Source organism: Amycolatopsis rhizosphaerae (genome assembly GCF_007713715.1).
In the GTDB taxonomy this organism is placed as follows: domain Bacteria; phylum Actinomycetota; class Actinomycetes; order Mycobacteriales; family Pseudonocardiaceae; genus Amycolatopsis_E; species Amycolatopsis_E rhizosphaerae.
Window position 1 is genome coordinate 1 of the sequence record NZ_VJWX01000041.1, and the last position, 21,244, is coordinate 21,244.

A 21,244-nucleotide genomic window follows, 5' to 3' on the forward strand; every position below is an offset into this window, starting at 1 on the left:
GCCCGCAACACGAGCGGACGAGAACCGGACATGTCGGGCGAAAAGACGTGGGCGCCCGTCCGCCGCGAGTGCTGCGGCGGGCGGACGCCCACTGGCTGGTGTGGATCGCTTACTTGCCGGTCCTCACCGGATGGCGCGTCGGAAACGCGTCACATGATGTCCGGGCAGTTGCGGCTGCCGTAGACGGTGTTCCCCGTTCCGGTGGCCGTGCCGAGGTTGCCACCGCAGGTGAGGCTGCCGTAGATGATGTTGTTGAAGACCCTGATCGGGCCGGTGTTGCCGGTCAGGCTCAGCGGGCCGTAGATCTGGTTGCCCGCACACCCGGCGGTCGGGTCACCGATGGTGATGGCCCCGGACACACCGCTGAGGCTCATCGGCCCGGACACCGTGGTGCCGCAGAGCGTCACCCCGGCCCCACCGCTGGCGGTCACGCCGCCACCGATGTACGCGCCCGCGGCCGTGGTCAGCGAACCACTGCCGCTGATGGTGATGCTGCCCTGGATGCGGGCGTTCGGGCCCAGGCAGATCGGGGTGGTCACGCTGAGGCCGGTGTTGACGGTGTAGTTGATCGTCCGGCAGACCGCCGCGCCGACCACCACCATGGTCGAATTGGACCCGGGCAGACACGTGCTGCCGTTACCGCTGTAGTCCGCACGAACGGTGTGGTTGCCCTGCGTCAGGCCGTTCGGCAGGTCCAGGAAGGCCGTTCCGCTGTTCACCGGCTGCGGCAAACCGACCGGCACGGTGTTGTCGTAGAACTGGACGGTGCCCGTCGGCGTGCCACCGGTGCAGGTGACCTGGGCCACCAGCCGGACCGGCGCACCGGCGGTCGGGTTCGCCGGCACGGTCGAGACCATGACGTTACTGGTGCCGCCCACCACGATCACGGTGCTCTGCGTCGTGTCGGGGCAGTTACCGTTGGTGTAGTCCGCGCGAATGGTGTGGCTGCCCACCGGCAGTCCGGTCAGCAGATACAGGTTCGCGGTGCCGGTGGAGTCCAGCGCCAGGGGGCCGTCGATGGGGCTGTTGTTGTCGTAGAACTGGACGAAACCGGTAGCCGTGGTGACTCCGGTGCAGGAGACCTTGGCGGTGACGGTGATCGGGGCGCCCGGCGCGACGGGCGAGGGCGGGTTGGTGGTCAGGCTCAGCGTCGACGTCGAGACCAGCAGCGGCGTGGACGACGACGTGTTGCCGGCACAGCTACCCGCCGAGTTGTCGGAGACGTACACCGTCGAGATCTGGTGAGTTCCGGACGTCGTCGGGTTGTAGAAGGCAATGACACTCGTGGACTGGCTTGTCGTGGGGGCAATGGGAACGTTGCCATCGATCTGCGTCCCACCGTCGAGGAACTGAACGTAACCCGATGGATGTTCGGTGGGGATTGTGCAGATGATGCTCGCCTGGAGTTGAACCGTCTGCCCCGGGCTGACCGTGGTGGGGAAGACGGAGGCACCCACGCTGCTGGGTCCCCCCACCGCCTGCGCCGCCGGTGCCGTGAGCACGAACGTGCCGAGCCCGAGGATGAGGGCCGTCAGGAGCCCGAAAACGCGGCCCGCGTGTCCTCGCAAACTGGTCAGGACCACACGCGGCCCGCGTGTGGACTGTTCCCCCTCGTGCGGGGACGAAGTGTTCCGCCGCCCGACGCGTAGATCCAAGTTCATCTGGTTCCTATCGATAGTGACAACATTGGCGTGATCACGCCGAGCCTCGCCCTCTGATCCACGGTCCTCGAGTAGGGGTCGCGTTCCGCGTATCGCCTCCTGTGGCGGTGCTCGCCGTTTGTCGATGACTCGACGCTGGGGCTCATCGGCACGATCCGGGGGGCGCATGAAGACCCACCGGAAAAATTCGCCCGATCGAGGTGAGGCGAAAATCGCCGTTCATTGTCTCGATCTCGGCGCCACCCTCGGGAAATGATCAAGGCGCCGTACGACGGCCCATTGCCGGGATCATCCGATCGTCCACTTTGCCGTCGTCCCGACTTGCTTTCTCAAGCGTTTCAAGGCATTCGACTGACTCGATCTCCTGTCCTCGGGCCCAAATGCGCCAACAAACCCGGGAGGAAATCGCCCCATTATGGCGGCCAATCGACCTTGTTACTTTCTGTGTTGGAGATCAAGTTCGGTACGCCCGGCAGTGGGCCGCCGAGCACCGGATCGAGCGCACGCCACCATCCGTTATCCGTTACCCGTTGGCCTGGGGAGGACGACATGCTCATCGCCACCACCACGACGTTGACGATCTCACCGGATTCCGTTCCGGCCGGCTGGCCGGTGACGTTCACCGTCACCGTCACTCCCGCCAGTAGTGCCCCCCAGCCCGTCAGCGGCGGGGTCCGCCTTGAGAGCGGGACCACTCATCTGGCTTCCCTCCTGCTTCCGCCTGACGGCAGCGGCGTCGTGACGTGGACGACCACCCACCTCGCACCGGGTTCGTACAACGTCACCGCCTTCTTCGAGTTCGGCGGCATTTACGACCGCTCCACCTCGGCGGCGGTACCCCTGACGGTCGCCCCGACCACACCCACTTCGACCGCGTCGAGCAGCCTTGCCGCCACACGCGCGGCATCGGGCGGGTTCCCTCAGGCCACGGCGACCACCCCGCCCGGCTACGAACTGGCCTGGGGCGACAACGTGTACGGCGAACTGGGTGACGGCAGCACCGTCAACCGAAATGTGCCGGTGTTCTCCTCACTGCCCCCGAACGTCCTGGTGACCGGAACCGACGGTGGATATTCCTTCAGCCTGGCGGTGACCTCCACCGGGCAGGCACTGGCGTGGGGCTACAACTCCTACGGCCAACTGGGCAACGACTCGACCACCAACAGCGACGTACCGGTGCCGGTGTTGCTACCGTCGGACACCACTGTCACCGCTGTCTCCGCAGGCGCCTATCACGCTTTGGCCTTGACCTCGACCGGGACCGTGCTGGCGTGGGGCGCCAACTGGTACGGCCAACTGGGCAACGGCACGTTCGACAGCAGTTTGGTACCGGTGCCGGTATCGCTGTCGCTACCTGTCGGAGTCACCATCACCGCCATCGCCGCCGGGGCTTATCACAGTCTGGCCCTGGCCTCGAACGGGACCATGCTGGCCTGGGGCGCCAACTGGTACGGCCAACTGGGCAACGGCGACACCAGCGGCACGAACCAGCCGACGCCGGTGCCGGTATCGCTGTCGCTACCCACGGGAGTCACCGTCACCGCCATCGCCGCCGGGGGCGTTTACAGCTTGGCCCTGACCTCGGACGGGGCGGTGCTGGCCTGGGGCGCCAACTGGAGTGGCCAACTGGGCAACGGCGACACCAGCGGCGCGAACCAGCCGACGCCGGTGCCGGTATCGCTACCTCCTGGCACCATCGTCAAGACCATCGACGCTGGTGGGGCGCACAGCTTGGCGGTGACCTCGAACAACGGGCTACTCACCTGGGGCGACAACTCGTCCGGTCAACTGGGCGACGGCACGCACACCTCGAGCTATGTCCCGGTGCCCATATCGCTGCCGGGCACGACGATCACCGAGGTGGCAGGCGGCGACTACCACAGCCTGGCGATGACCTCCACCGGTCACGCTCTGGGGTGGGGCGACAATTCTTACGGACAGGTGGGCGAGGGAACCTTCACCGAACGGACGAGCCCCGTCGCGGTGTCGTTGCCGGGGGACACCACTGTCGCCACCATCGCCGCCGGCAGCGTTCACAGCCTGGCGATCAACGCACTGACGCCCACCACGACCCTGCTCACCCAGTCACTGGAATCGACGACGCTGGGGCAGCCGGTGACCTTCACCGCGACCGTCACCCCGGACACCGAACGTGCCGAGGCGCCGACCGGGACGGTCTACTTCTACGACGACAACGGCAGCACGCTGCTGGGCAGCGCGCCGGTGGCCCCGAACGGGCGAGGGGGCGGGATAGCGCGATTCACCACGACGAATCTCGGCGTGGGTACGCACCACATCAGCGCCCACTACAGTGGCGATGTCAACTTCGAGGGCTCCGACTCGAACACGGTCGACCATGTGGTCGGACAGGCCTATGCCGCGGTCGTGCTCAACGAATCGCCGTCCTCCGTGACGCCCGGCCAACCGGTGACCTTCTTCGTGGACGTCATCCCGCCCGCCGGAGCCGGCGGCTTCGTTCCCACCGGGACGGTGCGGTTCAACGACGGAACCGCGGTGCTGGGCAGCGCGACGCTGAACAACGGGACAGCCGTCTTCACCACCACTCTTCCCAGCGGGACCCACGTCGTCACCGCCACATACCTCGGTGACACGAACTACCTGGGTGGTCTGGTCTCCTCCCCGGTGCTGGTGGCCGTCAACGCTCCCAAGGCCAGCACCAACACCGCGCTCACCGTGGTACCCCTGAGCCCGCGGTCCGGGCAGACGGTGACCATGACCGCCACCGTCACCGCCGTCGCACCGGCGACCGGCACCCCCACCGGCACGGTCAGCTTCTACGACGGCACCACCCTGCTCAACACCGCCACTCTCGACCCCAGCGGAGTCGCCACCTACAGCACCTCAACCCTCTCGATCGGCACTCATTCCATCAAGGCCGTCTACAACGGCGACAGCAACTTCCTGGGCTCCACCTCGAGCACACTGCCGGTGACCGTCACGCCGTAGCGACCGGGTGATCCCCGCTCGCAATGCCGGGCCCGTCCCTCCTGGACGGGCCCGGCACTCCTTTTCGGATCGCTCCACTATGGATGGTCGACGGATCGTGCGAGGTGCGAGTCGTCCCCCTCGGACGACTCGCTCCCCGGGCGCCGGGCCGGCCTCCCCGCCGCGGTTCAGGCTCCCGGCCGGTTCGCGGTGGGAATCGTGATGGGCGTGCTCGTCGGTGAGGTGCCTTTGTTGAGGAACAGCATCGCGATCGCGCGCACGAACTGGTCGAACAGGTAGAACTCGGCGGGCGCGACCGGGATCAGCCCCTCACGGAAGGCGATGTAGGCGGGCCACACGGTGCGGATCAGGGTGGCCGCCGCGTAGTCGCGCGGCAGGCCGAGCCAGTCGCCTATCGCGTCGCTGAGCACGTAGCGCACGAACTCGTTGAGGAAACCGCGGGTGACGCCCAGGTCGATCTGCGCGGTCAGCCCGAGCAGGTCCTGGGCCAGCTCCCTGCCCTCGGGGGTCGGGGCCAGGATCGGCGTGAGCACCTGCGCCGACTGCGCGTCCGCGTCGGCCCATGTCTTGGGGATGAACTCGTCGCGCACGCCGAGCAGGTGGATGGCGACCTGCCACATGTGCAGGAAGGCATCCTCGTCCGCGGCCGACATCGGGACCTTCCATTCGAGCAGCTTCCGGTGCACGAAGGTGCCGAGGCTGTGGAAGGTGACCAGGATGTCGCCGTTGCTGATCGGGATCTGCTCGTTGGTGACCGCCTCCCAGTGCGACGACTGCGGGAGCAGATGACGCACCGCCGCGTGCACCAGTCGCGTCTTGTTGGCCGTGACCAGGAACTGACCCGTGGGTTCGAAGGCGGTCAGCTCGCTCAGGTCGTAGCCGAAGGTGAACGTCTTGGCCGCGCGGTCCTGCATGTTGGCGCCGCCCGCGGACCAGTAGACCGACCTGGCTTCACGCGGGATGACCGTGCTCATGATGCCGCTGCCGAGGCCGTACAGCATGAACAGGTAGGTGTCCTTGCGGCGGTTGAAGTCGGCGGCGAGACGCAGTTTGTCGCGGTCGGCCCAGGAGGGCAGCTGGTTGACCTGCTGGAGGTAGGCGGTGAGGTCGGCGGGCAGGCCGCCGGGCAACGGGTCGCCATTGTTCACCCACGACTTCAGCGCGGTGTTGACCGCGGGGACCTGGCCGGTGTCGATGAGCCCCGCCACCAGCGCGTCCACTTCGTCGTCCCAGACCCACCACGGGTCGGTGCCCGTGCCGGTTCCGGCCATCGAGCCCGCGGGCGACCACGCCCAGGCCGGGGCGGTGCCCGCCACGCTCACCAAGCCCAACGCGGCGCCGAGGGACAGGACGCTTCTTCTGCTGAGATTGCTCATTTACTTACCTAGCTTCCTTGGTAGGTGTGGTCGGCAACTGTCCTTGAGGCAATGGCAGATCAGGCAGGTTTCCACTCGGTCGATGACGAGATTTCTCATTAACATATCGAGGTCGGCCGTCGGTCGGCAAGGGGCATCTCCGAGCTGAATCGGTCCGCCGGGCGGCCTGCCGGGCGGCCGCGCCCCGCTGGTGTCGGGGACTTGGTTGGGTTCGTGGTTGACTGGCGCGTATGGCCCTGTTCCCGCGCACTTCCGCCCGGGTGCCGCGGTGACCGCCGAGTCCGCCGCGGCCCTTCGACCGCGCAACCGCAAGCAGCTCATCGTCGAAGCGGCCGGCCGGGTGTTCAGCAGGCGCGGCTACCACGGGGCGTCCATGGAAGAGATCGCGGCCGGCGTCGGCATCACCGCGGCGGCACTGTACCGGCATTTCCCGAACAAGTACGCGCTGTTCGCCGAGTGCGCGAACGGCATGGTGGACGGGCTCGTCGCCGCGCTCGACGAGGTGCCACCCGAAGCGGCCTTGGCGGACGTGCTCGCCGCCGCCACCCGGGTCACCGTCGCCCATCGCGCGTCGGGTGGCTTGTACCGGTGGGAGGCGCGGTACCTCAACCGCGAGGATCGCCGGGTGCTCCGGGCGAAGTTCGCCCACGTCGTCGAGCGCGTGACCGACGTGGTGCGCCGCGAGCATCCGCTACCCGGCGAACACCTGCGAGCCGCCGCGGCCCTCGGTGCGATCGGGTCCATCACGATGCATCGCACCTCGATCGCCCAACGGCGGGCCGAAGACCTGCTGCTGGCCTCCGCCCTGCGTGTGGTCGCGACCGACCCCACGGCGGGCATCGGGAGTGCCCACCTCGTCGAACTGCCCGCCCAGCCCGTGCCGCGCACCCGGCGCTCGGAGATTCTCGCGGCCGCCGTCCCGCTGTTCGAACGGGACGGGTTCGCCAACGTCACGAACGGCAGGATCGCCGAGGCCGTGGGGCTGGTCCCGTCCGCGATCTACCGGTACTTCCCCGGCAAGGCCGACATCCTGGCCGCGGCCTGCCTGCAGGCGGCGGACCTGTTGACCCAGGCGGTGGAACAGAACCTTCGCGGGGTGACCGACCCGCAGGACGCCGTGGTCGCGCTGGCGGCGACCTACGTGGCCTACAGCTTCGAGCACACCGCGCTCACCAGCGTTGCCCACGCCGAACTCGTCGGCCTGCCCGCCGAGCTGCAGCGGCCCTTGGTCGTCGCGCAGCGTGAGCACATCGCCGTCTGGGAGCAGCAACTGCGGCTGGCACGCCCGGACCTCGATTCGCGCCAGGCCCGAGTGCTGGTGCACGCCGGGTTCGGCGTGGTGGTCGAGGCCGGACGCAGACTGCGGTGGCGGGACACCCCCGACCACCGCGAGGCCGTCGCCGCTTTGGTCCTGGGCGCCCTTGGCGTGTGATTTCCGCCCTCCGGCGCCCCGGCTCACACGCCGGTCGGCACGTCGGCGTCCAGCGAGAGGGCGTTCTTGGCCCGCTCCACCGACTCCTCGGCCGCCGGACCGGCCGGGTTCTCGGTGGCCAGCGCCTGGTTGAGCGTGACGAACGGGCGCAACCGCTGTTCGTAGGCCTCGAACGCGGCGGCGTGGTCTTCCGACCGGCCCAGTTCGTCGGCGAGCACGTAGGCACCGGCCAGGGCCAGGCTGGTGCCCTGCCCGGACAGTGGCGAGGCGCAGTAGCCCGCGTCGCCGACCAGCGCCACCCTGCCCGCGGTCCAGTGATCCATGCGGATCTGGGCCATGGCGTCGAAATAGAAGTCGGTTGCGGTGTCCATCGCGGACAGCAGAGTCGGGACGCACCAGCCGAGACCCGCCAGTCGTTCGGTGAGGAACCGCTTCTGCTGCCGGACGTTCCGGTGGTCGTAGGTCAGCGGCTCGGAACCGAAGCCGAGCGTGACGCGCAGCTCGGTGTTGTCGCGCACGGGGTAGATGGCGCCGCCCGAACCGGACGCTTCGTCGCGGAACCACAGCTGCCAGTTGTCCAGGCCAAGCACGTTGGGCATCGGGAAGATCCCCAGGTACTGGCCGAGGTGGTGGCTGTAGCGCTGTTCCGGGCCGAAGGCGAGCCCTCGTACGGCCGAGTGCGCGCCGTCCGCGCCGATCACGAGGTCGAAATCGCGCGTGCCGCTGCCCTCGAACTCGACCCGCACCCCGCGCGCCTGCTGCACCAGGGCGCTGATCGAGTCGCCGAAGACGTACTCGACCTGATTCCCGGTCGTCTGGTGCAGCATCGCGATGAGGTCCTCGCGCAGCAGCTCGACATCGTCGCCGTCCAGGCGGCCGCTGCTGAAGGTGCGCTCCTCGGACCGGAACACTTCGTTGCCTTCACCATCCATCATGGACATCCCGCGCATCCGCGTACGGGCCGCTCGCACGCGGTCCGTGAGGCCCATCCGGCCTACCACGTCGAGCGCGACGCCGCGGATGTCGACCGCCTGCCCGCCCGTGCGCGGCGCCGGGGCCCGCTCCACCACGGTCACCGAAAAGCCCTTGCGCCGCAGCCAGTAGGCAAGAGCCGATCCGGCGACGCCTGCCCCGGACACGAGGACGTTCCGCATCATCCACCTCCAGTGAGAATACGCTGTACACGTCTTGCGATTACGCGGCACACAATGCCTCTGCCACGGCCGGGCAGCCAAAACTGACCTAGGACAGTGGGCCAACTGTGCTAGCACAGAAGGGAGGAGCCGATGCCTGCCGAACGGCGATACCTGCGCATCGCGGCGGAGCTGCGGCGCCAGATCACGCGAGGGGAACTGGCACCGGGCGCCAAGGTGCCCTCCGTCCGCCGGATCGCCGCCGACTGGGGCGTCGCGACGGCCACCGCGGCGAAGGCACTCGCCACGTTGAGCCAGGAGGGACTGGTCCGCGCCGAACCCCGGTCCGGCACCGTGGTCGCCGGTCCGGGCCGCCCGCAGACGGGAAAGCACCGGCCGGTGCACCCGCCCGCGCCCGGCGACCCGCGGCGGGACCTCACTCGTGAGCGGATCGTGCGGACCGCCATCGCGATCGCCGACGCCGAAGGGCTTGCCGCGGTGTCCATGCGCGGCGTCGCGGCCCGGCTCGGGGTCGCGGCGATGGCCCCGTATCGACATGTCGCCGGCAAACCCGAACTGATCATGCTGATGGCCGACGCGGCATACGGTGAACGGGGCTATCCGGCGCGGCCGCCCGCCGGCTGGCGTTCCCGTCTCGAACTCTGCGCACGCACGATGTGGTCGCTGTACCAACGCCATCCGTGGCTGGCCCAGCTCGCCCCGGTCACCCGGCCGCTGCCACTGCCCAACCTCGCGGTGCACGCGGACTGGGCGCTCACCGCGCTGGACGACTTCGGCCTCGGCGCGGCCGAGATGTGCGACCTGCACGTGTTGCTCTTCAGCTACATCCAGGGCATCGCGATCCACCTCGAGCGCGAACAGCATGCGCTCGGCTCCTCCGGGATGACCGAAGACGACTGGATGGACAACCAGGCGGCAGCGCTGGGGACGATCATCGACTCCGGTCGCCACCCCACCTTCGCCAGGATGCTCACCGCGCTGTCCGAGGATGGCTACGACCTGGTCCTGGACAACCTGTTCGAACTGGGTCTGCGCTCGTTGCTGGACGGCTTGGCCGTGCGGCTCGACCCGTCGAGCCGAAGGGCTTGAGCTTCTTGATCCGGCACGACGGCCTCGACGATCTGCCGGTCGATCATGGCAAAATCGGCCGGGTGCAGATCGGGATGCTGGGCCCCTTCGAGGTTCGCACGGGCGACGGCTCCTTCGCCGACGTGCCGGGCGCGCGGCTGCGCGGGCTGCTGATCGCCCTCGCGCTCAACCCGGGCCGGGTGGTCCCGAAGGCGACGCTGGTCGACTGGATCTGGGGTGAGAACCCGCCGGCCGACGCGGCAAACGCTCTGCAGCGCCTGGTTTCCCGGCTGCGGAAGGCGCTTCCGGAAGGGTCGGTCGACGGGCAGACGGACGGCTACCGGTTGCGGCTGGATCCCGACGCGGTCGATGCCGTGCGCTTCGAGAACCTCGTCGCCCAGGCCCGCGGTGACGAGGGCCCTGGCCGGATACGGCTGCTGCGCGAGGCCCTCGCCTCGTGGCGCGGTGCGGCGATGCAGGACGTCGGTCTGCAGGACAGTGCGGCGTTCGACGCGGCGGTCACCCGGCTCGAAGGGCTGCGCCTGACCGCCTTGGAGGACCGGTTCGACGCGGAGGTCAGCCTCGGCCACGGCGCGGAACTGGTCACGGAACTGACCGACCTGGTGGCCGCGCATCCGGTGCGAGAACGGCTTGTCGCCGCGCTGATGCGTGCCCTCGTCGCGACCGGTCGCGACACCGAGGCACTGCTCGTGTACCAGCGCACGAGGGAAACACTGGCCGACACGCTGGGCGTCGACCCCTCCCCGGAGCTGTCCGCACTGCACGTCGCGCTGCTGCGGGGCGAGTTGGGGCGGCGGGAGGAAGACCGGAAGACCAACCTGCGTGCCGAGCTGACCAGCTTCGTCGGCAAGGACGCCGACGTCGCCACGGTCCGCGGACTGCTCGCCGACCACCGGCTCACCACCCTGATCGGCCCGGGCGGCTCGGGGAAGACCAGGCTCGCCACGGAAACCGCGCGCACCCTGCTCGGCGACCTGCCCGACGGGACCTGGCTGGTGGAGCTCGCGGCCATCGGCGGCGACGGTGACAACACGGGGGGCGGGAACAGCGCCGCGCGGGCGACGCTCGCCGCGCTCGGCCTTCGGGACGCGCTGCTCGGCGACGCGACGGACGCGGAGTTGGCGGACCGGGTCGTCGCCGCGCTCCGCGAGCGGGACATGCTGCTGGTACTGGACAACTGCGAGCACGTGATCGACTCCGCGGCGGTGTTCGCCCACCGGGTGCTCGGGGAGTGCCGGCGGCTGCGGATCCTCGCGACGAGCCGGGAACCGCTCGGCATCACCGGTGAGGCGCTGTGGCCGGTCGCGCCGCTGGTCCTGCCCGCGGAGGACGCCGACCCGGCCGGGATCAAGTCCGCTCCGGCCGTCCGGCTGCTGCGGGACCGCGCACTGGCGGTGCGCAAGGATCTCACCACCGACGCACGGACGTGGTCGACCATGGCGCGCGTCTGCCGGGCGCTGGACGGGATGCCGCTGGCGATCGAACTGGCCGCGGCAAGGCTGCGCACCATGTCCCTCGACCAGCTCGCCACGCGGCTCGATGACCGGTTCCGGCTGCTGACCGGCGGCAGCCGTACCGCGCTGCCGCGCCACCGGACGCTGCGCGCGGTGATCGACTGGAGCTGGGAGCTGCTCACCGACCCCGAACGGATGGTCCTGCGCAGGCTCTCGGTGTTCTCCGGTGGCGCGAGCCTGGAAGCGGCCGAGCGGGTCTGCGCGGGCGAAACCGTCGAGGGGTGGCAGGTGCTCGAACTGCTGACCGCGCTGACCGAGAAATCGCTCGTGGTCACCAACGGCGAAGGGGCGCCGCGCTACCGGATGCTCGGCACGATCAGGGAGTACGCCGAGCAGCGTCTCGCGGAGGCCGGGGAATCGGATCCGACGCGACGCGCGCACCTCGCGTACTTCACCGAACTCGCCGAAACCGCGGAGCCACATCTCCGCCGCGCCGAGCAACTGGTGTGGCTCGCCAAGCTCGAAGCCGAGCACGACAACATCGGTGCCGCGATGCGGGGGGCGCTCGCGGCGGGCGACGCGCACGGAGCGATGCGGCTGGCGGCGGCCGCGGGCTGGTACTGGTGGCTCGGCGGGCACAAGTCCGAGGCCAACGAGCTGATCATGGCGGCCGCCGCCCTGCCCGGCGAGGTGCCCGACGAGATCCGGGGTCTGGTGTACGTGTTCGTCACGGGATTCATGACCTCCGGGCGGGCGAGTGACCAATACCAGGCGGAGGAGTGGATCCGCAAGGCTGACGAGATCAGCCGACGTGTGCCGAGCCGGCACCCCGTGCTGAGGATGACCTCCGCGCTGGCGCGCCTGCTGGAGGGGCCGGACGCCTACCTGTCCGCGTTCGAACCGCAGACCGCCGACGAGGATCCCTGGGTACGCGCACTGGCCAGGCTGCAGCTCGGCAAGATGCGGGTCCAGCTCGGCCACGGCGGCCGGGATGCGGACGAGTACCTGGAGGCGGCGCTCGCCGAGTTCCGCGCGATCGGCGAACGGTGGGGGATTTCGTTCGCCTTGACCGAACTGGCGGAGCGGATCGCCGTGCGCGGCGCGTTCGCCGGGGCGTCCGAGCACTACCAGCAGGCGATCGCGATCGTCACCGAGGTCGGCGCCATCGAGGATGTCGTGCGCATGCGGTCGCGGCAGGCCCAGTTCTACTGGCTCGCGGGCGATGAGGAGTCGAGCGCGGCGGCCATGGCGGAGGCGCAGCGGTACGCGGACCGGATCGCCTGGCCGGAGGCGCTGGCCGAACTGGCGCTGGCGAAGGCCGAACTCGCCCGCTGGAGCGGTGACGTCGAGCAGGCGCGCCGTCAGCTCGACGCCGCCACCGCGATGCTGAGCGACTTGGGCGGGCGGGCCTACGTCCGCGCGGTGAGACACGACCTGCTCGGCTACCTCGCCGAGGATCTCGACGGGGCCCTTGAACACCGCGTAGCCGCCTTCGAGGCAGCCTCCGAGGCGGGGCATCCACTCATGATCGCCCAGGTGCTCGTCGGGATCGCGGACTTCGCGCTGCGCCGTGAACAGTACGAGCAGGCCGCACGGCTGCTCGCGGCGAGCGCCGGAGTGAGCGGGCTCCCGGATCGTTCGCTTCCTGACGTGGCCCGGATCGAGCAGGCCACGCGGCGCCGCCTCGGTGACACGCGGTTCACCGAGGCGACGCGGGAGGGAGCGCGGACGGACTGGCGCGAACTGGCCGGGATCACGCTCGCTTCGTGAACGTGGAGCGCGCCCACAGGTACCCGACCAGCGCGATGCCGACGCACCAGGCGACGGCGACGACCGCGTCGCTTGTGGACGGTGTGCCGTTGAGCAGCCCGCGCATGGTTTCGATGATCGGTGTGAAGGGCTGGTACTCCGCGAACTGCCGGACGCCCGCCCCCATCTTCTCCGCCGGGACGATCGCGCTGCTGAAGAACGGCAGCATGACCAGCGGCACGGCGGCCATACCCGCCGTCTCCGGAGACTTCGCCGCCAGTCCCAGTGCCACCGTGAGCCAACCGGCCGCGAAACCGAGCAGCACGACCATGCCGGCCACGCCCAGCCAGTCGAGGAAACCCGCCGACGGGCTGAATCCCAGCAGGAAGGCCACCCCGACCAGCGCCCCGATGGCGATCACGTTGGTCAACACACTGGCGACGACGTGGCCGGTCAACACCGCACCGCGGGAAACGTCCATGACCTTGAACCGGTTGATGATGCCCTTCGTCATGTCGGAGTTCACCGACGTCGCGGTGGCCCCCAGCCCGTAGCAGACGGCCAGCAGCATCAGTCCCGGCGTCGCGTAATCGATGTACCTGGTGCCGACGCTGAAAGCGCCTCCGAGCATGTACACGAACATGAACATGACGACTATCGGCATCAGGATCGCGTTGAACACCGAGGTCGGGTTGCGGGCGATGTGTTTGAAGTTGCGGCGCAACATGACCATCGAAGGGGATTTGGCGTTCATTTCGCGACTACCTCCGTGGTGTGGCCCGTCAGGGCGAGGAATACGTCATCGAGGTCCGGCGTGTGCACGGAGAAACCTTCGGCGCTGATCGAGTACTCGTCGAGCCGGTCCAGCAGGGACCGCAGCGATTTCGTCCCACCGTCGCCGGGGACCCGCAGGGTCAGCGCGTCGTCGTCCCGGGTGGAGTCGGTGATGATCCGCGCGGCCGTGTCGAGTTCGGCGGCGGTGCCGAAGCGGAGCCGGACGTGGGTCCCGGGGATCCGGCGCTTGAGCTCGTCGGGAGTGCCCTGGGCGACCAGGCGGCCCTGATCGAGCACCGCGATCCGGTCGGCGAGCTGGTCGGCTTCCTCGAGGTACTGGGTGGTGAGGAAGATGGTCGCCCCCTCGGCCACCAGCTCACGGACGATCGTCCACATCGTACGGCGGCTGCGCGGGTCCAGCCCCGTCGTCGGCTCGTCCAGGAAGATGATCCGCGGGTTGCCGACGAGCGTCATCGCCAGATCCAGTTTCCGGCGCATCCCCCCGGAATAGGTCGACACCGGCTTCCGCGCCGACTCCACCAGATCGAACCGCTCCAGCAGTGCGGTGACGACGCGGTTTCCCCCGCCCTTCAGATCCACCATCAACTGCAGGTTTTCCTGCCCAGTCAGCAACTCGTCCACCGCCGCGAACTGGCCGGTGACCCCGATGGCCGCGCGCACCGCCTTGGCCTCGGTCGCGATGTCGTGTCCGGCGACGCGGACCGTCCCGCCGTCGGCCTTCATCAACGTGGTCAGCACGTTCACCGTCGTCGTCTTGCCCGCCCCGTTCGGGCCGAGCAGGGAAAAGATCGTGCCCGCCCCGACATCAAGATCGATGCCGTCGAGCACGGTCTTGTCCCCGTATGCCTTCCGCAGGCCTGAAACCGCAATCGCCGAAGTTGTCATGCGACCACCATCGGCGCCGCCCCTGTCACGCTCCTGACGCGCTCCTGACACGGCCATCGGCACGGCGTGGTCGATGTCAGGGCCGTGTCAGTCGCATGTCAGGACCTTCCGCGATCGTGGCCACACCAACCGCCGCGAAAGGAAATCCGATGAGTGAAGCGATTCCGATCCCGCACGGCCTCTCCGTCGAGCGCGACGCGGGCCCCTTCAACCCGCCCAGCCAGATCACCCGGCTTCGCGAGGCCCGTCCGGTCTGCCCGATGGTTTTCCCCGATGGGCACGAGGGCTGGCTCGTCACCGGCTACGAGGCGCTCCGTCTGCTCATGGCCGACACCCGGTTCAGCTCCCGCCAGGACCTCGGCGTGATCCACCTGCCGTACGAGACCCCCGGCATGCCCGTCGTCACCGAACCGTCCCCGCAGGTGCCGGGCCTGTTCATCGCCATGGACCCGCCGGACCACACCCGGCTGCGGCGCAAGCTCACCGGCGCCTTCACCGTCAAACGCATGAAGCAGCTCGAAGAGCACATCGTCGACGTCGTCGAGCGGCAACTGGACGAGCTGGCACGCCTGACCCCGCCGGTCGACCTGGTCAAGGAGTTCGCGCTGCCGGTGCCCTCGCTGGTGATCTGCGAACTGCTCGGCGTCCCCTACGCGGACCGGGAGAACTTCCAGGTCAACTCCGCCAAGTTCCTGGTCAAGGACCAGGATCTCGACGAGAAGATGGCCGCGTACGGCGCGATAACGACGTACCTGGCCGAACTGGTCACGCGCAAGCGCGCCGAACCCGGCGAAGACATCCTGTCCGACCTGGCCCGCGATGACGACCTCGGCATCGAGGAACTGACCGGCATCGCCTTCCTGCTGCTGCTCGCGGGCCACGAGACCACCGCCAACATGCTGGGGCTGGGCACCTTCGCGCTCCTGGAGCACCCCGGGCAACTGGCCGAACTGCGCACCGACCCGAGTCTGATGCCCGGTGCCGTCGAGGAACTCATGCGCTATCTGTCCGTTGTGGACATCCTCTATCGCTACGCCGCGGAGGACATCGAACTCGGTGGCGAAACGATCCCCAAGGGATCGACCGTCGTCGTCTCGATGCTGGCCGCCAACCACGACCCGCAGCGCTTCGACAACCCCGACACCCTGGACATCCACCGCAAGGCCCGCGGGCACCTGTCCTTCGGCCACGGCGTCCACCAGTGCCTCGGCCAGCAACTGGCCCGCATCGAGATGCGCGCCGGTTTCGAGGGACTGCTGCGCCGCTTCCCGACCCTCAAACTCGCCATCCCCTCGGACGAGGTGAAACTCAGGACCGACATGAACATCTACGGCGTCCACGAACTGCCGGTCACCTGGACGGAAACGGCCGGGTAAGAGCCGGACGCTCCCGTGATGGCGCGTCCGCCGGGCGTGTCCCACCCTCGTGCGCACGTGTCCCACCCTCGTGCAGGTGAGTTGCCCGCTCAGGCGGGGATGGGTGCCCGTGAGGGGGTCCCTCACGGGCGATACGGCTGTGAGGGGGCCCCTCACGGCACCGCGCAGCCCTGCTTGCAGGCGGGTCACCGCGGAGAAAGGCGCCCTCGCACGGGCCGAACGTGGGACTCGGGCTGCCGGAAGGTGGGACACAAGCGCCGGAGGGTGGGACACAAGTGCCGGAAGGTGGGACTCGCCCATGCAAGGACCGACTTTGCCGGGGCCCCGGCTGTATCGGCCGTGAGGGGACCCCTCACGGGAAGGAACGCCGGGTGAGCGCGCTCGCCAACGAGCCGTCGAGGAGGTTCGCGACCTGCCCTGTCCCCATCTCGACACTCGCCGAGAGTGGCGCGGCCGTCGTGGTGAACTACCGGGTGGACGCGGAGGGCGCCGAGCGGGTCGTCGCGGACGTCACCGCCAAGGGCGGCCGGGCGGTCGCGGTCCAGGCGGACGTGGCGGGCAGCGACGACGTGCGCCGTCTCTTCGAGCGGGCGCGCGAGATGTACGGCCCGGTCGACGTGCTCGTGAACAACGCGGCGGTCGCCACGTTCGCGCCGCTGTCGGACATCACCGAGGACGAGTTCCAGCGCGAGATGACCACGAACCTGCTGGGCACGATCCTGACCACGCAGGCACTGGCCGCGCAGGACGACATCGGCACCGCGTCGATCATCAACGTCTCTACGGCCGGTACGGTCACCCACCCGCCGTACGGTTCGCTGTACGTCGCGTCCAAGAGCGCTGTCAACGCCTTCACCATCGTCGCGGCCAAGGAACTGGGCCCGCGCGGTATCCGGGTCGACGCGATCATGCCCGGGCCGTCGGACACCGAGGGCACCAGGGCCATGGGCTACGCCGGGTCGGATCTGCAGGCACAGGACATCGCCGCCACCCCACTCGGCCGCACGGGCACCCCCGACGACTACGGCCCGCTCGTGACCTTCCTTGCCTCCGACGACGCGCGCTGGATCACCGGCGATGTCATCCTCGCCTCCGGCGGCATGCGGTAAGGATCGTTTCGAAGTGGTTTGCGCCGGAGATCGCGGAGCCTCGTGAGGGAAACCCAGCGTGCTCTCCGGGAGCGGACCAGGTCTCGCCTGTGCGCGACCGCGGGCAGCGATCATGGAGGAGTCCAAGAGCGAGGGGAAGAACATGCCTCTGCTGACCAGACTCCGCGCCCGGCTCCGCACCGAGACCGACCTGGTGGCGGAGGAGATCGGTCATGCGCTGCTGGTCCACGGACGGGCGGGCGCCTCCGACGAGGCGCAGGCCCTGGCCGTCACGGTCGCCGAACCGGAGCTCGGGCTCGTGGTCGCGGACCTGCCGTCCGACTCGCAGGCCAACGCCTGGGAGGCACTGGCGGTCGCCATCCCCAAGGAGAAGCGCGGGATCCGGCTGGTGCTCGCCGGTCCCTTCCGCGAGTCGGGTTTCGAGGTGGGGCAGTGGCTTTCGGCCCGGCTGGACCGCACGGTGGTGGCGGCCGACGGCCGGGTGCTGCCCGCGGCGGGTGGCGGGCTGTTCGTGACGACCGGCCAGGACTCCCGGACCGGTTCCTGGGTGCGGTTCCAGCCCGGTCAGGCGCCCGAACGCGAAGGCAGCCGGTTTCCGCGACCGGCCTGGGAATCCGCGGCGGTGACCGGGACCAGTCCGCTGGGCTCCGGCACCACCGCCGAACAGCTGCCCGCGGGGATGTGGCTGCGGACCGACGGCGACGAGCGCTGGCTGGCCGTCAGCCGGACGCGGTTGATCCGCACGCTCGCCTGCCTGCCCGACGTACTCACCGTCGTGCTCGGCGGGCAGCACATCCCCGAGCTGCCCCTCGACGAGGTCAAGCGGTTCTGGGCCCTGCTCGCAGCGGAGGACCGGTCCCGCGTGCGGTTCGTCCACTATGGACCCGTCCGGCCGGAACCGGGGAACCGGCCGCTGGGTCACCTCCTCGCCGACACCCTCGGCGAGGAGGTGAACTGCTACGCGGGCATTCCGGTCGGCGGTGGCGTCATGCCGGACGTCTTCACGGTCCGCCCGGACGGTTCCCACGGTTGGAAGACCTTCGCACAGGTCTACTCCTACCCCGGCGGCGCGGAACCGGCGGCGCCACGCCTGCGCGCGCACCGCGAACCACTGCCCGGGCTGCCCGAGATCACGCCGGGCGTCTACCGGTACGCGCCGGACGCCGTGGTGGAGGTCGTGGCCGCCGGGCTGTGGATCCGGCCGCCCGAGGAGCCCGCACACGCCGCGCACGTCCGGTCCGCTCCCGTCGACGTCGTGCGGCTCCGCCTGTTCCACGAGGCGGGCGAGGCGGCGGAACGGATGCGGACCGTGGCCGAGGAGGTTCGCGACCGCCTCGAATACTCCACCCGGCTGGCCGTCACGCTGGTACCGGTCACCGCTTCGTCCGCGTCCGGCCCGGAACCGACCGGCGAACCCGAGCCCGAACCCGGATCCGTGGCGCTGCCGTGGCTCGCCCGGCTGCTCGCCACCGGGGCCTTCCTCCTGCCCGAGCGCGAACCGGACGGGGAGCCGGTTCCGGAGCGCCGTGAAGGGTCCCTTCACGGTCGGATCGGCGGTGAAGGGACCCTTCACGGCACGGAGCCGGAGGCTGGAGCGAGGGTGACGGCCGACGTCACCGAGGACGACCGCGCCTGGCTGCGGGAGACGTGGCGGGAACGGTTCGAGGCCGAGGCCGGGCAGGTCCGCGAAGTGCTGGCCGCCAACCCGCGCCTGTCCGGCCGCTCCCCCGAGGGCACCCTGACCGAGGCGCTCGCGGTCCGGCTGTACCTGGCGGAAACCGCCGGGGACGACCTCGACGCCGCCCTGCGCTCGGGCCGGGCCGGTGAGCACGTGCGGTTCGGCCGCTGTGCGGCGGCCGGGCTGGCACGGCTGCCCGTGCTCCGTGGCCCCGCGGTGACCGCGCTCACCCCCACGGAACGGCAATGGGAGCTCTACGGGGAAAATCCGGTGCTGACCGAATGGGGCTTCCTCAACCTGCTGACCGCCCCCTGCGACACCCTGCACGGCGACACCGAACTGCTGGTCTGGTCGATGAGCGGGCGCCGGACGGCGCTGCTGGAACCGGTGGAGGACCCGGTGCCCGGCCGGGTCGTGTTCCCGCCGGGCACCCGGTTCAAGGTGCTGGACCGGACCGAGCCGGTCTCCGGCTCGCGTGGACGGATCGTGCTCCGCGAGTTGTCCCCCAGCGAGATCGACGGCGAAGGGCGCGTGGACCCCAACCGGGTCTCGCTGGACAAGTTCACCAAGGCATCGCTGGAAAAGGCCGCGGACCGATGGGCACGGTCCCAGGCGCGGGAGCGGGTGCCGTCCACCAGGGCAGCCCGGTTCCGGCACCTGCCCGGGCTGGTGGACGCGCGATGACCGGTGCACCGGCCCAGCGCGCCGACGAGGGCCTGCTGCTGGTCATCGATCCATTGTGGACGTCGAGTCCGGAGGAACCCGACCCTCCGGTGACCGCCATCGCGGGCGCCTGGGAGTACACCGCGGAGGGTCTTCGCGGCCGGTTCCAGCCGAACCCGGTCTACCGGCCCACCTCACCGGATTCGCCGCTCGATCCGGTGGACGAGGTGCTGCGCCGCCTCGCGCGGGACGGTGGCGGCGCGGACGACCTGCCCTCGGCGCTGCGCACCACGATGCTCGGCATCGCCGTCGACGAGCGGGGAGTGGCGCTGGTCCGCCCGGCTCCGGACGGCCTCGACGCGGTGCTGGTGACCACCGCGCCCGGACACCGGACACGGGTGCCTGCCCCCGCCTGGCGCGATGTGACGCTGGAGCGACTGGCCGCGGCCCTGCCCGCCAAGGGGGTCGACGTCCTGCTGAACCCGGGCGCCCCCGCCTCGATGCGTGTCCCGGCCGACGGGATCCGGGAAATCGCCGCGGGCGAACGCGGCTAAGGGCGGTACTCGCCGCCCCGGTGACGATTCGAGTGCCGTGAGGGGCCGTTGCTCAACGGCCGATTCACTCCGTAGGCAGTCACGTTCACTCCGTAGTCATTCGTGTACTCACTGTGATATTTGACATCCTCATCATGGTCTTGATCAGCAGTGAACAGAGATATGGAGATACTCATGCGAGCAGTAACCCCAAGAGCCGGCTCCCGATCCAGGCGATGGATCGCCGTCGTCGGCGCGGCCGTCGGCAGTGTCCTGGTGACGGCTCTCGTGGCCGCGCCGGCCTACGCCGATGCGACGCCGAATGTGTCCGGCACAGCGCGTACATCCACCGCTGCCGTGGCCCCCCGATCGGGAGGCTCGCAATGGGTCCAGACCGACCCGGTCGACTTCTCGCACAGCATCACCAGCGCCGACCGTGCCTACGAGCAGATCTCCGAGCTCCCGGCGCTCACGATCCCCAACCCCGGCGTGTGGCAGGTTTCCTATTCCGCCCGCACCAACATCGGTAATCCCGCGAGCGTCTCAGGGGCGTTTCTCCACACGGCATTGTTCAACAACGGCGCACTCATCCCGGGCAGTGAGGCACTGACCGGTAAGACCTACAACCCGGGTGAGTCGAGCCAGGACACCATCGGGCAAACGTTCCTGTACACCTTCAAGGCCGGGGACGTCGTGCGGCTCTACGGGTACCGCATCGGCCAGCCGGGCTTCGCCGCCGTCCTCAGCAACGGCGACGGGCGCACCGGAATCACGGCGCACTGGGTGAGTTTCTGAGGACCTGCGCCGCCAGGGCGACCAGGATGAGCCGCTGATCAGCCGGGCCTGTTCCTCAACGTCACCGACGAGGGGAAGCCAGACGGTCCGGCTGATCGGGTGTCGGAAAAGGGTGTCTCGTACACGCGGCGGCCGGTAACCGGTCGGGCCGAGCTGGGCCAGCTCTCCCCAGAAGATCCCAGGTCAGAAGCCTATCCAGCCAGTCCGCCAGCGCCGTCCCGCGACGGTACTCAGTCCCTTGAGGTTTCTCCGCTTGGGATGCTTCCTCTCTCCGCGCGCGATAGAGCCTTGCGGCGAAAGTGTCAGGAAGCGCTTTCCCAATTAGACGCAAGAGCAGCAGATCAGGCTCGCGCCGCCTTCACGCCGGACACCATCTGGCCAGAAGCAGGTTTCCGCCAGATTCATCCCAGGGTCGGATAAAACCCAGCACTGGAGGGCCGGGAATCCTCCATCTCCCACGCAGCACCGCTTCGAGAAGCTCTTCCTACATCAAGCCCCTCTCTGCGTTCGTGACACACTATCCGCCCG

At 69.4% G+C, this 21,244-nt stretch carries 15 protein-coding genes; 9 read left to right on the forward strand and 6 right to left on the reverse strand.

Annotated elements, in window-relative coordinates:
• Positions 1-149: 149 nt before the first annotated feature.
• Both FNH05_RS06870 and FNH05_RS37870 read right to left on the reverse strand, forming a co-directional pair.
• Positions 150-1,583 (reverse strand): Ig-like domain-containing protein, encoded by a 1,434-nt coding sequence (locus FNH05_RS06870; RefSeq protein ID WP_186382418.1) that lies wholly within the window; start codon positions 1,581-1,583, stop codon positions 150-152.
• Between the two features lie 491 nt (positions 1,584-2,074).
• The gene (locus tag FNH05_RS37870) at positions 2,075-2,290 is read right to left on the reverse strand and encodes a hypothetical protein (protein ID WP_186382423.1); all 216 of its coding nucleotides are present in this window, start codon (positions 2,288-2,290) and stop codon (positions 2,075-2,077) included.
• On the opposite strand from FNH05_RS37870, the gene FNH05_RS06875 reads away from it, so the two are divergent.
• On the forward strand, positions 2,211-4,628 hold the full coding sequence (locus FNH05_RS06875; RefSeq protein ID WP_186382419.1) for an RCC1 domain-containing protein: 2,418 nt from the start codon (positions 2,211-2,213) through the stop codon (positions 4,626-4,628). The two genes, FNH05_RS37870 and FNH05_RS06875, sit on opposite strands and share 80 nt — an antisense overlap.
• 167 nt (positions 4,629-4,795) lie before the next feature.
• On the opposite strand, the gene FNH05_RS06880 is transcribed toward FNH05_RS06875, so the two are convergent.
• On the reverse strand, positions 4,796-6,004 hold the full coding sequence (locus FNH05_RS06880) for an oxygenase MpaB family protein (protein WP_144586440.1): 1,209 nt from the start codon (positions 6,002-6,004) through the stop codon (positions 4,796-4,798).
• Positions 6,005-6,272: 268 nt separating this feature from the next.
• Here FNH05_RS06880 and FNH05_RS06885 point away from each other — a divergent pair, with 268 nt between their 5' ends.
• The gene (locus tag FNH05_RS06885) at positions 6,273-7,436 is read left to right on the forward strand and encodes a TetR/AcrR family transcriptional regulator (protein WP_186382420.1); all 1,164 of its coding nucleotides are present in this window, start codon (positions 6,273-6,275) and stop codon (positions 7,434-7,436) included.
• 23 nt (positions 7,437-7,459) lie between these two features.
• Here the strand turns inward: FNH05_RS06885 and FNH05_RS06890 are convergent, their stop codons facing one another.
• Positions 7,460-8,590: an FAD-dependent monooxygenase gene (locus FNH05_RS06890; RefSeq protein ID WP_144586453.1), complete on the reverse strand. Its 1,131-nt coding sequence runs from the start codon at positions 8,588-8,590 to the stop codon at positions 7,460-7,462.
• Between the two features lie 132 nt (positions 8,591-8,722).
• On the opposite strand from FNH05_RS06890, the gene FNH05_RS06895 reads away from it, so the two are divergent.
• The gene (locus FNH05_RS06895) at positions 8,723-9,679 is read left to right on the forward strand and encodes a GntR family transcriptional regulator (RefSeq protein ID WP_144586442.1); all 957 of its coding nucleotides are present in this window, start codon (positions 8,723-8,725) and stop codon (positions 9,677-9,679) included.
• A 62-nt stretch (positions 9,680-9,741) separates the two neighbouring features.
• Positions 9,742-12,903, forward strand: a complete 3,162-nt coding sequence (locus FNH05_RS06900) for an AfsR/SARP family transcriptional regulator (protein WP_144586455.1) — start codon at positions 9,742-9,744, stop codon at positions 12,901-12,903.
• On the opposite strand, the gene FNH05_RS06905 is transcribed toward FNH05_RS06900, so the two are convergent.
• Positions 12,887-13,636, reverse strand: coding sequence for an ABC transporter permease (locus FNH05_RS06905; RefSeq protein WP_246127577.1), 750 nt, complete (start codon positions 13,634-13,636; stop codon positions 12,887-12,889). The genes FNH05_RS06900 and FNH05_RS06905 overlap by 17 nt on opposite strands.
• Positions 13,633-14,562, reverse strand: coding sequence for an ATP-binding cassette domain-containing protein (locus FNH05_RS06910; RefSeq protein ID WP_144586443.1), 930 nt, complete (start codon positions 14,560-14,562; stop codon positions 13,633-13,635). Before FNH05_RS06910 ends, FNH05_RS06905 begins: the two co-directional genes overlap by 4 nt.
• A gap of 149 nt (positions 14,563-14,711) precedes the next feature.
• On the opposite strand from FNH05_RS06910, the gene FNH05_RS06915 reads away from it, so the two are divergent.
• The 5 genes from FNH05_RS06915 (at position 14,712) to FNH05_RS06935 (ending at position 20,716) form a co-directional block, all read left to right on the forward strand.
• Positions 14,712-15,938, forward strand: a complete 1,227-nt coding sequence (locus tag FNH05_RS06915) for a cytochrome P450 (RefSeq protein ID WP_144586444.1) — start codon at positions 14,712-14,714, stop codon at positions 15,936-15,938.
• A 371-nt stretch (positions 15,939-16,309) separates the two neighbouring features.
• Complete coding sequence (locus FNH05_RS06920) at positions 16,310-17,047, forward strand: SDR family NAD(P)-dependent oxidoreductase (RefSeq protein ID WP_144586445.1); 738 nt, start codon at positions 16,310-16,312, stop codon at positions 17,045-17,047.
• Positions 17,048-17,159: 112 nt separating this feature from the next.
• Entirely contained in the window at positions 17,160-19,409 is a 2,250-nt protein-coding gene (locus FNH05_RS06925; RefSeq protein WP_144586446.1) for a hypothetical protein, read from the forward strand.
• Positions 19,406-19,942, forward strand: a complete 537-nt coding sequence (locus FNH05_RS06930; RefSeq protein ID WP_144586447.1) for a type VII secretion system-associated protein — start codon at positions 19,406-19,408, stop codon at positions 19,940-19,942. The genes FNH05_RS06925 and FNH05_RS06930 overlap by 4 nt, the downstream gene beginning before the upstream one ends.
• 336 nt (positions 19,943-20,278) lie before the next feature.
• Positions 20,279-20,716: a hypothetical protein gene (locus FNH05_RS06935; RefSeq protein ID WP_144586448.1), complete on the forward strand. Its 438-nt coding sequence runs from the start codon at positions 20,279-20,281 to the stop codon at positions 20,714-20,716.
• The last annotated feature ends 528 nt before the right edge of the window (positions 20,717-21,244 follow it).

What these genes read in the sequence shown, in the direction of transcription:
- FNH05_RS06910 (WP_144586443.1), bottom strand. Translation starts at nt 14,562, where the DNA reads ATGACAACTTCGGCGATTGCGGTTTCAGGCCTGCGGAAGGCATACGGG.
- FNH05_RS06875 (WP_186382419.1), top strand. Translation starts at nt 2,211, where the DNA reads ATGCTCATCGCCACCACCACGACGTTGACGATCTCACCGGATTCCGTT.
- FNH05_RS06890 (WP_144586453.1), bottom strand. Translation starts at nt 8,590, where the DNA reads ATGCGGAACGTCCTCGTGTCCGGGGCAGGCGTCGCCGGATCGGCTCTT.
- FNH05_RS06925 (WP_144586446.1), top strand. Translation starts at nt 17,160, where the DNA reads ATGGAGGAGTCCAAGAGCGAGGGGAAGAACATGCCTCTGCTGACCAGA.
- FNH05_RS06915 (WP_144586444.1), top strand. Translation starts at nt 14,712, where the DNA reads ATGAGTGAAGCGATTCCGATCCCGCACGGCCTCTCCGTCGAGCGCGAC.
- FNH05_RS06905 (WP_246127577.1), bottom strand. Translation starts at nt 13,636, where the DNA reads ATGAACGCCAAATCCCCTTCGATGGTCATGTTGCGCCGCAACTTCAAA.
- FNH05_RS06880 (WP_144586440.1), bottom strand. Translation starts at nt 6,004, where the DNA reads ATGAGCAATCTCAGCAGAAGAAGCGTCCTGTCCCTCGGCGCCGCGTTG.
- FNH05_RS06930 (WP_144586447.1), top strand. Translation starts at nt 19,406, where the DNA reads ATGACCGGTGCACCGGCCCAGCGCGCCGACGAGGGCCTGCTGCTGGTC.
- FNH05_RS06895 (WP_144586442.1), top strand. Translation starts at nt 8,723, where the DNA reads ATGCCTGCCGAACGGCGATACCTGCGCATCGCGGCGGAGCTGCGGCGC.